A 13,394-nucleotide genomic window follows, 5' to 3' on the forward strand; every position below is an offset into this window, starting at 1 on the left:
ACACATCGCACATCCTGAATTTCATCGACGGCGGAGACAACGCCACGCTGACGGGCAATTTCACGCTGGATGCGTCCGCCGCGGGGAATTACTCGGCCTACGGTGAGTGGAGCCTGCAAAAGAGTGAAGACTCCAAAGATATGAACATGGTCTGGACACCGAATGCCGCGCCGGAAGTATCTCCCGCGCTGACTGCGGTATTTACCGCTACGGCGCCGCTGCCGGTTCCGGAACCTTCCGCCGCGGTGCTGATGCTGGCCGCAGCGGGAGCGGCGTGCCTGCGCCGCTCCGTTCCGCGGAACAGGTAAAAGGCCGTAAATTGCAAACGCCGCATTCCGGGAGGGGTGCGGCGCTTTGTTTTTCTTCCCGTCCCAAGGGAGGGAAAGTGCTCCTAAAGGGAAAGGATGCGCGCCCTGCGGGCTACGTCTTCCGGGGAAAGGGAATAAAGGCAGTCCAGGAGGGAGACGGCAAAAGAGCCGGGAGCCGGGCTTTGTTCAAAGGCCATTTCTCCGGCGATTCCCATCAGGACGGCGGTGGAAACGGCCGCCTGAAGCGGGGAGGGGGAGACGGCGGCACAGGCGGCGGCCAGCGCGCCCATGGAACAGCCCACGCCCGTGACGCGGGACATCATGGGATGCCCGTTTTCCGTGGAAACCACCTGGTGACCGTCCGTGGAATAGTCCGTGCGGCCCGTGACGAGAACGGCCGCCCCCGTGTGCAGGGCCAGTTCCCTGGCCGCCTGCAGGGCGTCCGCGCTGGAACTGGTGCTTTCCGGTCCTTTCGTGACGGAGGAATAGCCGGCCAGGGCCATGATTTCCGAGGCGTTTCCGCGGATGATGCGGGGCGTTTGTTCCTTCAACTGCCGTGCCAGCCGCGTGCGGAGAGAGAGCGCCCCCACGGCCACCGGGTCCAGAACCCAGGGGATGTTCAGCCGGTTGGCTTCCTGCACGGCCGTCTGCATGACGGCGCCTTGTTCGTGCGTAACAGTGCCCAGATTGACCAGCAGGGCGCCTGTTCCGCCGCGCAGCATTTCCACTGTTTCCTCTGCGTCGTTGAGCATGGCGGGAACGGCTCCCGCGGCCAGCAGGAGGTTGGCCGTCAGGGGCTGTACGACGGAGTTGGTCAGGGAGAGAACCAGCGGGGCCGTCTCCCTGATTTTTTCCAGATCTGAGGAGACGGCGCTGACAAGGCCGGATGATGAAGGCATGGCGTTTGAAAGAATGGTTTTATTGCCCGGCGTTTCCGGGAAGGAGGACAGTCAGGCCAGCGCCCGTGCGGCGGCTTCCGGGTCCTCCGCTCCGCAAATGGCGGAGACTGCGGCAATGCCTGCGGCCGTTCCCGTGGCCCGCACCTGGCGCGCGCGTTCCGCATCCAGCCCGCCGATGGCGACGACGGGCAGGGGGGACCGGGAGGCCAGGGCGGCGAAGCCTTCCACGCCCAGCACGGGCGGGGCGTTGAGTTTGGAAATCGTCGGGAAAACGGGCCCCATCCCCAGGTAGTCCACCAGGGAGGCGTCCACGGCGCGGAGCTGGTCCATGTTGGAGACGGACAGCCCCAGGATTTTGTCCGGGCCGATCATGGCGCGCACGGAGGGTACGGGAAGGTCCCGCTGGCCGATGTGGACGCCGTCCGCATCCAGCGCCAGCGCCAGGTCAACACGGTTGTTGACAATGAAGGGGATTCCGCGCGCCGCCAGGAAGTCCCGGATGGGCAGGGCTTCCCGGTAGCAGGTGCCCGCGTCCGGGTTGGTGGAGCGGTACTGCACGATGGTGACGCCGCCGTCCACGGCCTTCCGGACGGTTTCCAGCAGGCTGTGGCGGCATTTGGCCGCTTCGTCAGTGACCAGGTAGAGGTGGAGGTTGAATGATTTCATGAAGGTATGCCGGCAGGCGGATTAATCTGCAAAGAGGGGGGTGGACAGGTAGCGGTCGCCCGTGTCCGGCAGAAGAACGACGATGGTCTTGCCCGCGTTTTCCGGCCTTTTCGCCAGCTGCGTGGCCGCCCACAGAGCCGCCCCGGAGGAAATCCCCGCCAGCACGCCTTCCGTGCGGGCCAGTTCCTTGCCCGTGGCGAATGCGTCTTCATTGGTGACGGTGATTACTTCGTCGTAAATGGAGGTGTCCAGGGTTTCCGGCACGAATCCCGCGCCAATCCCCTGGATTTTGTGCGGTCCGGCCGTGCCTTCGGTGAGGACGGGTGAGGCCGACGGCTCCACGGCCACGACCTTGACTGCGGGATTGCGGGATTTGAGATACCTGCCCACGCCTGTCACGGTTCCCCCGGTTCCCACGCCCGCCACGAAGATGTCCACCCTGCCGTCCGTATCGTCCCAGATTTCCGGTCCCGTGGTGCGGAAGTGGGCTTCCGGATTGGCCTGGTTCACGAACTGGCCGGGAATAAAGCTGTTCGGCAGTTCGGCGGCGAGTTCCTCCGCCTTCGCAATGGCTCCCTGCATGCCCTTTGTCCCGTCCGTCAGCACCAGTTCCGCGCCGTAGGCTTTCAGCAGGTTGCGGCGCTCCACGCTCATGGTTTCCGGCATCGTCAGGATGATCCGGTACCCGCGGGAGGTAGCCACGGCCGCCAGGCCGATGCCCGTGTTGCCGCTGGTGGGTTCAATGATGACGGAGTCCGGCTTCAGCCGGCCGGAGGCTTCCGCCGCGTCAATCATCGCCAGGGCAATGCGGTCTTTCACGCTGCCTGCGGGGTTGAAGGCTTCCAGCTTGGCCAGGATGACGGCGTCCAGGCCGTGCCTGCGGTCGTAATTGACCAGTTCCAGCAGGGGTGTCCTGCCGACCAGTTCCGTAATGTTCCTGTAAATTTTCATGTCTTGTAAGAAAATGAGCGTTTTTGACGGCAAATCGTTAGAGAATGGCGCGGAAACCGTGCTCCAGGTCCTCGATAATGTCGTCTATGTGTTCCGTGCCTATCGAAAGCCGCACTGTGGAGGGCGTGATGCCTCCCGCCTTCAGTTCTTCCTCCGTCATCTGGGAATGGGTGGTGGAAGCCGGATGAATCACCAGGGACTTGACGTCCGCCACGTTGGCGAGCAGGGAGAATAGTTCCAGGCTTTCGCAGAACTTGCGAGCCTTTTCCGCGCCACCTTTCACCTCGAAGGTGAAAATGGAGCCTCCGCCATTCGGGTAATATTTCCGGTAAAGACCGTGGTTGGGGTGTTCCGGCAGGGAAGGGTGGTTCACCTTCCGCACCTGGGGATGGGCGGCCAGGTATTCCACCACGCGCAGAGCGTTCTGGACATGGCGTTCCACCCGGAGGGAAAGGGTTTCCAGCCCCTGGAGAAGCAGGAAGGAGTTGAACGGGCTGATCGTCGCTCCCGTGTCCCGCAGGAGGGTGGCGCGGATTTTGACGATGTAGGCCAGATTGCCGCACACCTCGGAAAACACGGCGCCGTGGTAGTTGGCGTTGGGCTTGGAAAGGCCGGGGAATTTGTCGTTCTGCGTCCAGTCGAACCTGCCTCCGTCCACAATCACGCCGCCCATCACCGTACCGTGGCCGCCGATGAATTTGGTGGCGGAATGCACCACGATGTCCGCGCCGTGTTCCAGCGGACGGAACAGGAAAGGCGTAGCGAAGGTGCTGTCCACAATGAGGGGAATGCCGTGGGCATGGGCGATTTCCGCCAGGGCTTCCATGTCCGCAATATCGCAGTTCGGGTTGCCCAGGCTCTCCACGTACAGGGCCTTGGTGTTTTCCCGGATGGCCTTGGAGAAGTTGTTCACGTCCCCGGCGTCCACAAAGGTGGTTTCAATCCCGCTTTCCGCGAGCGTGTTGGCAAACAGGTTGTACGTGCCTCCGTACACGGTGGCCGCGGAAACGATGTGGTCCCCGGCGCGGGCGATGTTCTGGATGGCGTAGGTGATGGCGGCGGCCCCGGTGGCTACGGCCAGCGCGGCGGCTCCGCCTTCCAGCGCGGCGATGCGTTTTTCAAAAACGTCCGCCGTGGGGTTCATTAGGCGGTTGTAAATATTGCCCGGCTCCGCCAGGGCAAAACGTCCGGCGGCCTGGGCGGAGTCCTTGAAGACGTAGGAAGTGGTTGCGTAAATCGGAACGGCGCGGGCGTCCGTAACCGGGTCGGGATTCTCCTGGCCCACGTGGAGCTGGCGTGTTTCAAATCGATATTTTTTGCTCATGTTTTTATATTCCTATCGGAAAACTAGGGAATAGATAGTGAAAGAAGGAACCCATGTCAAGTACCGGCTGAAAAAAGTGGGGCATGAGGGCCGGAAAGAGAAAAAGGCAGGCAGCATATTCCGGTCGTAGCGGAGAGGTCAAATGCCGGCTCCGTAGTCGCATCCGGCCTCCTTCTGCTGGATGGCCAGATCTTCCAGCGTGACGTTTTTCAGGTAGTCTTCAATGACTTCCTGCAGGCCCTGCCAGAAAGGCAGCGTGGTGCATGTTGCCGCGCGGGGGCACGGATTGCTCTCCGTAGTTACGCAGGAAATGGGCAGCATGGAACCTTCCGTCAATTTGAGGATAGCTTCCGTGGTGTATTCACGGGGATGCCTGGTCAGGCGGTAGCCGCCGGATTTTCCCCGGGAGCTTTGCACAAAACCCGCTTTCAGCAGAATGGCGATGATTTGTTCCAGATAACGGACCGTGATGTCCTGGCGGATGGAGATTTCCTTGAGAGATATGTATTCCTTGTTCTGATGCTGCGCAAGATCGATCATCAGGCGCAATGCATAACGTCCCCTGGTGGAAATTTTCATCATGGCAGGCCTGACTTAACGAAATTTCGGAACGGTCGTCAATCGAGAATGGATGCATGTTTAATAATTGAGAAAAAACAAGCAGGAGAAAAAGTGTAAATTCATTTGGAAGGCGGTTGCCTGTTTTTCAGGCGGTGTGAATAAAATATTCCTCCCGTTCCATTGCAGGAAAACGGTTTTTCCATAGATGCAGAGGCCGTTTTTTAAGTATTCCGGACCTGTTTATTGAATACGGCAGCGGAAAATCAATATTCCGAATACGGGAAAATGCGGCCTGTTTTTGTTGTGCGGCCCATTCCTTTGGAAAGGCGGGAAATGTTTAATCCCGTGAAGAGGTATTTTTAATCTGATGAAGCTTCCGGGAAAGAAACCGCTTACCTTGGGAAAAAGGAAGGGGGAGGGGAGTATTCCCCCATATCCCTTGTTTATTGGAAAATTTGTCCGGGCCATGAAAAAGCCGCCTGTCCCGGAGGAAAGGCGGCTTGGGAAAGCTATCAATGGGTTCCTGGGGCTTTAGAACGGAATCTCGTCGTCCATGTCTCCAAAGTCGTTGGATTGCTGCTGGTTGGAGGGCATGGGGGGAGGATTGTAGTTCTGGGGGGCCTGGGATTGCCCGTAGTTGTTGGAACGGGGAGCGGACTGCTGGCGGGGTGCGCCGCCCATGTCGGAGGAATCGCCGCCGCGGGGGAAGAGCTGGATGTTTTCTCCGATCACGCGCAGCTTGGTGCGCTTCTGGCCGGATGCCTTGTCTTCCCAGGAGTCCAGTTGAAGACGCCCTTCCACAAAGACGCCGCGCCCCTTGCTGAGGTAGTTGCCGGCCACTTCCGCCTGGCGGTTCCAGAGGGTGACGTCCACGAAGGTGGTTTCTTCCTGGCGTTCGCTGTTGTCTCCGGCGTAATAGCGGTTGATGGCAAGGCGGATGTCCGTGACGGCCGTGCCCTTGGGCGTGTAGCGCAGTTCGGGATCGGCAGTGAGGTTGCCCATTAAAAATACTTTGTTGAGATTGGCCATGTAATGGAGGTGTTAAGTATGATAAGGAGACGCCTTCTGTGCGGTATAGGCGGGCGTGTGAATAATCGCTGACAATTATGTCTTCACGCGCAGGCTTGTGCAATACTAAATTGCGGAATCGTTTGCAAACATGTCTGCTTTCTCCATTGCATTCATCACCGAACCGTGGAATGGTTACCCCCATGAGTTTCAATCAACGGCGGCAAGGCAGGCTGTTCCGGGTTTCCTGGGGCGCGTGTCTTTTGCTGTCCGTTCTGGCCCATTTGTTTTTGCTGGCGGGCACTTATCTGGTGCCGGAGGAATGGCTGGCCTCCCCCCGGCCGGCGGAGGTGCGCCGCCAGGTGGTGGTGACCGCCCGCATGGTGAGGAAGGTGGAGCCGGAGAAGGAGGGCAACAGGCAGGCTCCGCAGGAACGGCTGCCTTCCGTGGTGAAAACCAGTGAGGAACAGGAGAGCGCCACCAGACCGGAAACTCCCCGCTTCCAGGGCAACCGCAATACGCGCCGGGAAGGCGGCCGCAAGGACCCGGACAGCAGCAGGGACATGCCCGCCCAGGACGGTGAAGAGCGGGAAAACGGGGAAATCGTCCTGTTTGACCAGGAAAGGCAGGAGGGCGACATGAGCCATGAGCGCGACGGGAATGAGGACGCGGACCCGGGGGCTTCCGCCAGCATGCCCTTCCAGCCGCTGGACCCGTCCTCCCCTCCGCCGGGGCATCCGGACGCACTGAATCCTTCCCCCAATGCCACCGGCTCCCCCTCCGCCGCCGGGGAAGAAGGCCTTGCCCGGCAGGACAGGACGCCTGCGCGGGAACATGTCATGCAGCTTCCCCACGCGGTGACGCTGCCCCGGCCCGGCAGGCCGGAAGAACCGGACGCCCTGGAGGAACTGGCAAAAAGCATCGCCAGGGGCGCGGACCGACCCCCCCTCGATCTTCCGGATCTTCAGCTGCCCCCCAATGCGCGGCCTCCGCAGAAACAGCCCCTGTACGATCCCATGTTCAATGCGGAAAACCAGCCCGGTTTCAAGACACATGAACGGAAGACCAAGCTGACGGGCAAATTCAGCTTTGGCCGCCGTCCCACCCTGGATGTGGAAGCCACCCCCCTGGGCAGGTACCAGATGATCGTTTACCGCGCCATCGGTGAACAGTGGTACCGCCAATGTGATCTGAACCGTGACCTGATCGTCGCGGGAACCGTCCGGATCCGCATTCTGATAGCCAAAAACGGGAACGTCACTTCCATGAGGCAGACCTCCCGCGTGGGGGCCAGCGAGGTGCAGAAATCCTTTACCTTCCTTGCCATCAAGCTCGCCAAGCTTCCCGCGATGCCGCCGGAAGTGAGGAACGAACTCGTGGGAGAGACGCTGGAAATGTACTTCGACTTCAATTTCTAAAACCAACCAACACAGCTATTCCATAACCACCATCCATTGACATACCATCATGAATTTCATCAAGGACTGCATTACATTCTTCCAGGCCGGCGGCATCTTCATGTACCCGCTTGCGGCCTGTTCCATCCTGCTCATTGCCGCCATCATTTACCGCATGTTCAACATGAGGCGGCGGGGAATCGCCCCGGACAGGCTGGTGCGCGCCGTGGAACAGTACATGCAGGGAGGCCTGGACCGCAGGGAACTGGAAGAACGGGCGCTCGCCTCCCGTTCCGTGCTGGGCAGGCTGGTCCTGGAAACCCTGAATTCCCGCATGGAGGATGAAGCGTCCATGAAGGAAATGATCCAGGTCAAGGCGCGGGAGGAATTCGTCACGCTCCAGGCGGGTCTGCCCCTGCTGGACATGATCGTGATGATTGCGCCGATGTTCGGCATTCTGGGTACGGCCAGCGGGCTGGTTGAAATATTCAGCGTCTTCGGAATGGATGAAAGCCACGGCCAGATCGCCCAGGGCATCGCCCAGGCGCTGAACACCACGATCGCCGGTCTGGCCATCGCCACGCCCGCCGTCATCGCCCATGTCTATTATTCCCGAAAGCTGGAGCGCATTTCCGCATTCATGGAGGTGCTGCTCACGGAGCTGATTTCCTTCCGCTATCATTCCCAACGCTAATCCGGCCATGCAGTTTTACCGTAAAAAAGGAAGAACCATGGGGGTGCCCATCGTCCCCATGATCGACATCCTCACCATCCTGCTCATCTTCTTCATCGTCCATACCCAGTGGAAAAAGCCCCAGACCCTGTTGAAGATAGACGTGCCGGGAGCGGAATTCATTGAAGGCGCCCCCTCCACGGAACAGCGCGCCGTGCTGGCCGTGACGGAGGAATCCTCCATCTCCCTGAATGGGCGCCTGGTGGAAATCGGCGAACTGCCGGCCGCCCTGGAAAGGCTGAAAAGGGAAAATCCGGACATCAAGCTTCAGCTTGACGTGGACAAAAAGGCGGCCTTCGGCGTCATCGTAGGCATTTGGGACGCGCTGACGTCTGTGGGTATTGACGCCGGGGAAGTTCCTGCCAGAATAGAAATCAGCAAATCCCCCGCACCATAAATCCTCCAGAAAGAACACCCTCCCGCATGTTGTTGGAAATCGTACAGTATGGAAATCCGGTATTGAAAGAAAAATGCCGCCCCGTGGAACATCTTGACGCCAGTTTGAAAGACTTGGCGAACAACATGCTGGAGACGATGTACGCCGCCGAGGGAGTCGGCCTTGCCGCCCCGCAGGTGAACGTGCCCGTGCAGCTCGTCGTGATCGACATCCCGGCGGAGGAGGAATCCGTCACCTGGCTGAAAGTGGACGGGGAGGACAAACAGCTGTCCGACATCATGCCGCTGAAGTTCATCAATCCGGTGCTGGAGCCCTACGGTCCCATGCATCCCTGCCATGAAGGCTGCCTGAGCGTGCTGAAGATACGCGCCTCCGTCGTGCGCCCGGACTTCGTCAGGGCCACCCTGACGCTTCTGGACGGCAAACGGGTAACGATCGACTGCAACGGCCTTCTGGCCCGCTGCCTCCAGCATGAATGCGACCATTTGAACGGCATCCTGTTCGTGGAACGCGTTTCTTCCGCCCAGAAAATCACGCTGCGCAATAAATTGAAGCGCCTGGCAACCGGGTATTGACGGTTTCCCGGACCGGGATCGGACCGTCTGCTTGGGAAAAGCCCCGGCATCAGGCCAAATCACTCTTGAGAGGCCGCGACACGGCGCGGGGCTAAGCCTTTTGCATCCTGAGGTGTAACGGGTGTGTGAGGGGCTGGACTGAGCTTCTTTCTGCACGTTCCTGAATCCTTTTCCATGATCCTTGTTTTACTCCACATCAGCTCAAGGAGTTAATACCGGGGCGCACAGGAGGTCTTGATTCCTTTTTCGCCAAACAGAGTGATGATTTCCTCGTGGAAGCGGGACACTCCCATTATTCATCATACCCGGCATGGCTTCCCGCGGTGTGGGGAAGGGAGGGTATTTTCCTCCTTCCAGATTCCCGGTCATGCCGGGTCTGCCGTTTGGCCGTTGAGGCGCATGGAGAATTTGGAGGGCACATTTCATCTGTCCATGAGAAGCATTCCCTGCCGACCGTCCACCCCTCCTTGGATTTTTCTCCCGCCAATGTTTTTCAGAAGAAAACGGCCGGGCTGGTCATCAACAGCCGCCGCTGCCGGACGAAGGTGGAATTTCAGACCTGTTCCTGTGGGGATTCCAAAGAAATATGACCAATGACTGGAGCAGGAGGGAGGCCATGTTAAAGATGAAGATTACAGGAAAAGAGCCGGGAAGGAAAAGCGTCACAAGGATGTTGAACAGGCTTCCGCAGAACAGGAACCTGCCGCCAAGGCGTTGAATCCTTACCCATGCTTCATCACTGCTGAAGACGTAAGGGGTGCGTATTCCCAACCATTTGTTGGGCGCTATCTTGGGACAAACGTTCACCATGAGCAGGAGGAATATGTTTATGCCTATGAAGATGACTTTGGCCGTGTCTCCCAGGCTGACCGTATTGGTCAGGCTTGTCTTTTGAATGGCCAGGCAAAGATAGGAAAACAGGACGACCAGGAAAAATTCCACGTAGGTGGCCATCTTCGCGCCAATCCGCCTGTTGTTTTCATTCCTGCTGAAATGAATGGGCAGAAGGATGATCAGGCGAAGAACCTTCCCGATGAGGAAACCCAGGATTCCCAGGCCAATGAATCCCAGAAGGGCGTCCATGCTGTGCTTGTCCGCGAAACGGGTGGGAATGCCGTACTCATTGAAATGCACGGCGACGCGGGTGGGCAGCCGTGACGATACGGCGGCATAGTAAGTCAGCACGGGAAACAGGGCGATGGCAAGTTCGCTGAAAATCGGCCCGGTCCACCAGGACGGGGAAGATGGAGCAGGGTGCGGGGATGGCTGCATGGCGTTTAATGGTTGGGCTGGGTTCCGATGATTTTGTTCCGTTTGCCGGAGGACGTTTCGCGGGCCGCCTTGAAATTGCCTATCCAGACCAGTATTTCCTGAAGGACGCTCAGGTTGACATCGTAAAAAATGAATTTGCCGTCCCTGTGGTCGCGGACAAGATCGGCTTCTTTCAGAACGGACAGGTGGCGGGAGATGGCGGCTCCGGTGATGCTGAAATGTTCCGCAATTTCTCCGGCAGGCATGGCGCCGTTTTTAAGTATTTCCAGAATTTCACGGCGCGTGGGGTCAGCCAGGGCCCTGAGCGTATGTTGCAGGGAAGCGGGGTTATTCATTTTACATTTAACTTTATTGTTAAATATTTTTAATACGGATTCCCGGTGGAGTCAATAGAAATGGAGAAAAGGCCGGACGCAGGCATTCATTCATCCCGTTCCCGTGTGCCGTGATAGCCGCTCCGGCAGCGTTTATGCCTGAAAAAAGGAAACCGCATTTGCCGGACTGCCGCCCGTTGTCCGGAGGCGGGAACTACCATGGTCCAGCGGGAAAATGGTTTAAAGCCGTTTTCCGGGAATATCGCAGGCCCTTGCCGGCCATGGGAAACATGGGCAGGCGCAGATGCGTGAAATTGTTAAAAGGAAATAACGCCTTCCTCGCGGCCCGGAAATATTCCAGAAGCTGCCGCAGAGACGTGCGGCACTCCGGAATGCCTGATGAAGCATGTCAGATGGCGGCGGCTTTCGGCGATTCCCGCTTGACGCGGATCTGGAGGTCCGCCAGAGCGTTCATGTAATAAATGTACGCGTCAAAGGCGGAGGCGTACGGGGTAAAGGAGTTTTCCTTTTCCATGTAATGGAAGTGGTCCGCGCTCTGAAGCTTCCGCCAGACGTGCGTGAGGTCCTCGTCATTGGCGGCTTTCACGGGCTTTTCCAGGCGGTAGATTTTGCGGATGGCTTCGTCCTGCATGACGTTTCCGTTCCAATGGGACATGGTGCCGAAGGTGGAGCAGGTCATCTCCTGCGTGCATTCGCAGACGGAGAGGGGCTTGATTTCCCGCACGACCTCGGACGGGGTCATGAAACGGTTGCCGGCATCCAGGCAGGAAATGATCATGGTGCGCCAGAATTCGAAAACGCCTGTGGCGTCCGACTGGCGTTCGCCGAGGGTTTCATAGTCCATGGAGAGCGTCGTGACGCTGCCCTGCTGGTGCGTGAGCCAGTCCGCGAACGTGGTCGGGGAAAGGGGGTATTCGGGCCATTCCGGATTGGTGCGCATCACGGCCAGGTCATTGGACAGTTCCCGGTTGCGGAAAATGGTGGTGGTGGTGTACACCCACGGGGCCAGGAACACTTCATTGCTCTGGAACCCCTTGAGCATGGCCGGATTTCCGTCCGCCATGATGCCCTTGAAGCCGAGCGTTTCCGCCTGGGCTGCAATGGCGTTGGAGTACAGCATGCCGGTATTCATCAGCACGTCGGATTCCTGATGGAAAAGTTTTTTGATCAATACCCTGTGCTCCTCAATCTGTTCCGCGAATTCCTGAGGGGAATACACGGAGGCCAGGGAGTTGTAGTAGGGCATGATCAGGAAGTCCACGCAGCCGGTTTCCGCCAGTTCCTTGAAGGAGGCGATGAGGTCCGGCCTGTGGTACAGGGCCTGTTCCAGAATGACGCCGCTGAGCGCCAGGCCGAAGCGGAATTTTCCCTCCGTCATTTCGATCAGCTGCTTCATCAGCCTGTTGGCCGGGAAGTAGCAGCGTTCCGCAACAGTGCTCAAGACGCGTGCGTTCAGGTCGTCGTCTTCATAAAAGGCGTGTTCGCCTATTTTGAAGAAATCGTAATGAATCAGGCGGTTGGGCTGGTGCGCTACGAAGGTGAGGGATATGTTGCTCATGGACGGAGGAGGGCTGGATGATTGGTGGATGCGGATGGAATGTTTTCTGCCGGTTAGCGGTTCAGCACATGTTCATAAACCCTGATGACCTTGTCCGCGGCGGAATCCCAGGTGGAGGCCTTGATGTCCTCCGTGCTTTGTTCCACTACCTTGCGGTACAGCTCTTCGTCCGTGCAGAGGTTCACGATGTGTTCCGCCATCTTGTTGACGTCCCAGAAGTCCGCCTTCAGCGCGCCTTTCATGACTTCCGCCACGCCGGACTGCTTGGAGATGACCGCGGGAATGTTGAACTGGGCCGCTTCCAGCGCGGAGAGGCCGAAGGGTTCCGATACGGAGGGCATGCAGTAGATGTCCGTGATGGAGAGCAGGTCGTTCACCTTGTCCTTGTTCAGGAAGCCGGTGAAGTGGAATTTGTCCCCCACGCCCTTGAAAGCGCCGGATTCGATCAACTGGCGCAGTTTTTCCCCCGTCCCGGCCATGACGAAGCGCACGTCGTCCGTTTGCTCCAGCACCTTGGCGGCGATTTGGAGGAAGAAGCCAGGGCCTTTCTGGGCGGTGAGGCGTCCCAGGAAAAGCACGAGCTTTTCCGGGAATTTCTTCTTGCCCTTGAAGACCTTGACCGGGTCCGCCCCGTTGTGGATGGGAAAGATTTTGTGCGGGTCAATGGCGTAATGGCCGCTGACGATGGTGCCCGTGTACTTGCTGACCGGAATGACGGCGTCCGCCTGTTCCATGCCGAATTTTTCAATGTCGTAAATCCAGCCGCGGGCATCCGCTCCGGCGCGGTCGAACTGGGAGGCGTGCAGGTGCACCACCAGGGGCTTGCCCGTGGCCTTCTTCACTTCCACCCCGGCCAGGTAGGTCATCCAGTCGTGGGCGTGGATGACGTCGAAGTCCTGCTGCATGGCGATTTTGGCCGCGATCTTGGAAAATTGAATGACCTTCAGCGCCAGATCCCCGGCGTAGAGGTCTTCCTTGTTTTTGAAAAGCTGGAGGTCCGCCTCGTGGGTTCTGGAGAAGGAAATGCGCCCTTCCTGCGTGAACTGGATCATGCCGGACTCTCCTTCCACCGTGGTGTAGGGGTCCAGTTCAATGGGGGCGTGCTCCACCATGGCAAAGCTTTCATAGGAGTACTTGCGGTCCACCTGCTCCACTTCCCGGAAAGAGACGTTGTTGAGACCCGTGAGCTGGAATCCGTCCGTGTGGACGGAAGGATCGGCCTTGGGAACGATCACCCTTAAATCCACCTTTTTTGCCAGTGCTTTGGAAAGACCCAGGCAGGCGATGCCCAGACCTCCGTTAACCAGTGGTGGAAACTCCCACCCTAATGTAAGAACTTTGATATTACTCATTGGTTGATGTGGGTTGTCGGTGTCGGGAAGAATGCGGTGGTACGACGTGTTGTACACC

At 58.6% G+C, this 13,394-nt stretch carries 15 protein-coding genes; 5 read left to right on the plus strand and 10 right to left on the minus strand.

Annotation, left to right across the window (positions count from 1 at the left end; all coding sequences use genetic code 11):
* Positions 1-308, plus strand: a 308-nt coding sequence (locus tag HMPREF3039_RS13990; RefSeq protein ID WP_197457868.1) for a PEP-CTERM sorting domain-containing protein, incomplete at its 5' end; no start/stop codon positions are given.
* 83 nt (positions 309-391) lie between these two features.
* On the opposite strand, the gene thiM is transcribed toward HMPREF3039_RS13990, so the two are convergent.
* The 6 genes from thiM to HMPREF3039_RS01275 all read right to left on the minus strand — a co-directional run bounded on the left by thiM (position 392) and on the right by HMPREF3039_RS01275 (position 5,738).
* Complete coding sequence (gene thiM / locus HMPREF3039_RS01250) at positions 392-1,207, minus strand: hydroxyethylthiazole kinase (RefSeq protein WP_067573508.1); 816 nt, start codon at positions 1,205-1,207, stop codon at positions 392-394.
* A 51-nt stretch (positions 1,208-1,258) separates the two neighbouring features.
* Positions 1,259-1,873 carry a thiamine phosphate synthase gene (gene thiE, locus HMPREF3039_RS01255; RefSeq protein WP_067573506.1) on the minus strand — a complete coding sequence of 205 codons (615 nt, stop codon included), beginning with the start codon at positions 1,871-1,873 and terminating at the stop codon, positions 1,259-1,261.
* Positions 1,874-1,894: 21 nt separating this feature from the next.
* The gene (cysK, locus tag HMPREF3039_RS01260; protein ID WP_067573504.1) at positions 1,895-2,824 is read right to left on the minus strand and encodes a cysteine synthase A; all 930 of its coding nucleotides are present in this window, start codon (positions 2,822-2,824) and stop codon (positions 1,895-1,897) included.
* A gap of 37 nt (positions 2,825-2,861) precedes the next feature.
* A complete protein-coding gene (locus HMPREF3039_RS01265) occupies positions 2,862-4,148 on the minus strand; it encodes an O-acetylhomoserine aminocarboxypropyltransferase/cysteine synthase family protein (RefSeq protein ID WP_067573501.1) in 1,287 nt (428 codons plus the stop codon).
* 138 nt (positions 4,149-4,286) lie between these two features.
* The gene (locus HMPREF3039_RS01270; protein ID WP_067573627.1) at positions 4,287-4,727 is read right to left on the minus strand and encodes an Rrf2 family transcriptional regulator; all 441 of its coding nucleotides are present in this window, start codon (positions 4,725-4,727) and stop codon (positions 4,287-4,289) included.
* Between the two features lie 513 nt (positions 4,728-5,240).
* Positions 5,241-5,738 carry a single-stranded DNA-binding protein gene (locus tag HMPREF3039_RS01275; RefSeq protein WP_067573499.1) on the minus strand — a complete coding sequence of 166 codons (498 nt, stop codon included), beginning with the start codon at positions 5,736-5,738 and terminating at the stop codon, positions 5,241-5,243.
* 182 nt (positions 5,739-5,920) lie between these two features.
* Here HMPREF3039_RS01275 and HMPREF3039_RS01280 point away from each other — a divergent pair, with 182 nt between their 5' ends.
* The 4 genes from HMPREF3039_RS01280 to def are packed head-to-tail and all read left to right on the plus strand — an operon-like array spanning position 5,921 to position 8,819.
* Positions 5,921-7,135 carry a hypothetical protein gene (locus HMPREF3039_RS01280; protein WP_067982183.1) on the plus strand — a complete coding sequence of 405 codons (1,215 nt, stop codon included), beginning with the start codon at positions 5,921-5,923 and terminating at the stop codon, positions 7,133-7,135.
* 49 nt (positions 7,136-7,184) lie between these two features.
* A complete protein-coding gene (locus tag HMPREF3039_RS01285) occupies positions 7,185-7,808 on the plus strand; it encodes a MotA/TolQ/ExbB proton channel family protein (RefSeq protein ID WP_067573495.1) in 624 nt (207 codons plus the stop codon).
* A gap of 7 nt (positions 7,809-7,815) precedes the next feature.
* The gene (locus tag HMPREF3039_RS01290; RefSeq protein ID WP_067573493.1) at positions 7,816-8,244 is read left to right on the plus strand and encodes an ExbD/TolR family protein; all 429 of its coding nucleotides are present in this window, start codon (positions 7,816-7,818) and stop codon (positions 8,242-8,244) included.
* Positions 8,245-8,270: 26 nt separating this feature from the next.
* Positions 8,271-8,819 carry a peptide deformylase gene (def, locus tag HMPREF3039_RS01295; RefSeq protein WP_067573491.1) on the plus strand — a complete coding sequence of 183 codons (549 nt, stop codon included), beginning with the start codon at positions 8,271-8,273 and terminating at the stop codon, positions 8,817-8,819.
* 519 nt (positions 8,820-9,338) lie between these two features.
* On the opposite strand, the gene HMPREF3039_RS01300 is transcribed toward def, so the two are convergent.
* The 4 genes from HMPREF3039_RS01300 to HMPREF3039_RS01315 all read right to left on the minus strand — a co-directional run bounded on the left by HMPREF3039_RS01300 (position 9,339) and on the right by HMPREF3039_RS01315 (position 13,336).
* On the minus strand, positions 9,339-10,091 hold the full coding sequence (locus tag HMPREF3039_RS01300) for an SdpI family protein (protein ID WP_067573489.1): 753 nt from the start codon (positions 10,089-10,091) through the stop codon (positions 9,339-9,341).
* 5 nt (positions 10,092-10,096) lie between these two features.
* Entirely contained in the window at positions 10,097-10,426 is a 330-nt protein-coding gene (locus HMPREF3039_RS01305; RefSeq protein WP_067573488.1) for an autorepressor SdpR family transcription factor, read from the minus strand.
* A 388-nt stretch (positions 10,427-10,814) separates the two neighbouring features.
* Complete coding sequence (locus HMPREF3039_RS01310; RefSeq protein WP_067573485.1) at positions 10,815-11,984, minus strand: glycoside hydrolase family 57 protein; 1,170 nt, start codon at positions 11,982-11,984, stop codon at positions 10,815-10,817.
* Between the two features lie 53 nt (positions 11,985-12,037).
* Positions 12,038-13,336: a glycosyltransferase gene (locus HMPREF3039_RS01315; protein ID WP_067573483.1), complete on the minus strand. Its 1,299-nt coding sequence runs from the start codon at positions 13,334-13,336 to the stop codon at positions 12,038-12,040.
* Positions 13,337-13,394: the final 58 nt, after the last annotated feature.

This window comes from Akkermansia sp. KLE1798, assembly GCF_001580195.1.
GTDB classification, from domain to species: Bacteria; Verrucomicrobiota; Verrucomicrobiia; order Verrucomicrobiales; family Akkermansiaceae; genus Akkermansia; species Akkermansia biwaensis.

Excerpts from the sequence above, each read along its gene's own strand:
- thiM (WP_067573508.1), bottom strand. The coding sequence starts at position 1,207 with ATGCCTTCATCATCCGGCCTTGTCAGCGCCGTCTCCTCAGATCTGGAA.
- thiE (WP_067573506.1), bottom strand. The coding sequence starts at position 1,873 with ATGAAATCATTCAACCTCCACCTCTACCTGGTCACTGACGAAGCGGCC.
- cysK (WP_067573504.1), bottom strand. The coding sequence starts at position 2,824 with ATGAAAATTTACAGGAACATTACGGAACTGGTCGGCAGGACACCCCTG.
- HMPREF3039_RS01265 (WP_067573501.1), bottom strand. The coding sequence starts at position 4,148 with ATGAGCAAAAAATATCGATTTGAAACACGCCAGCTCCACGTGGGCCAG.
- HMPREF3039_RS01270 (WP_067573627.1), bottom strand. The coding sequence starts at position 4,727 with ATGAAAATTTCCACCAGGGGACGTTATGCATTGCGCCTGATGATCGAT.
- HMPREF3039_RS01275 (WP_067573499.1), bottom strand. The coding sequence starts at position 5,738 with ATGGCCAATCTCAACAAAGTATTTTTAATGGGCAACCTCACTGCCGAT.
- HMPREF3039_RS01280 (WP_067982183.1), top strand. The coding sequence starts at position 5,921 with ATGAGTTTCAATCAACGGCGGCAAGGCAGGCTGTTCCGGGTTTCCTGG.
- HMPREF3039_RS01285 (WP_067573495.1), top strand. The coding sequence starts at position 7,185 with ATGAATTTCATCAAGGACTGCATTACATTCTTCCAGGCCGGCGGCATC.
- HMPREF3039_RS01290 (WP_067573493.1), top strand. The coding sequence starts at position 7,816 with ATGCAGTTTTACCGTAAAAAAGGAAGAACCATGGGGGTGCCCATCGTC.
- def (WP_067573491.1), top strand. The coding sequence starts at position 8,271 with ATGTTGTTGGAAATCGTACAGTATGGAAATCCGGTATTGAAAGAAAAA.
- HMPREF3039_RS01300 (WP_067573489.1), bottom strand. The coding sequence starts at position 10,091 with ATGCAGCCATCCCCGCACCCTGCTCCATCTTCCCCGTCCTGGTGGACC.
- HMPREF3039_RS01305 (WP_067573488.1), bottom strand. The coding sequence starts at position 10,426 with ATGAATAACCCCGCTTCCCTGCAACATACGCTCAGGGCCCTGGCTGAC.
- HMPREF3039_RS01310 (WP_067573485.1), bottom strand. The coding sequence starts at position 11,984 with ATGAGCAACATATCCCTCACCTTCGTAGCGCACCAGCCCAACCGCCTG.
- HMPREF3039_RS01315 (WP_067573483.1), bottom strand. The coding sequence starts at position 13,336 with ATGAGTAATATCAAAGTTCTTACATTAGGGTGGGAGTTTCCACCACTG.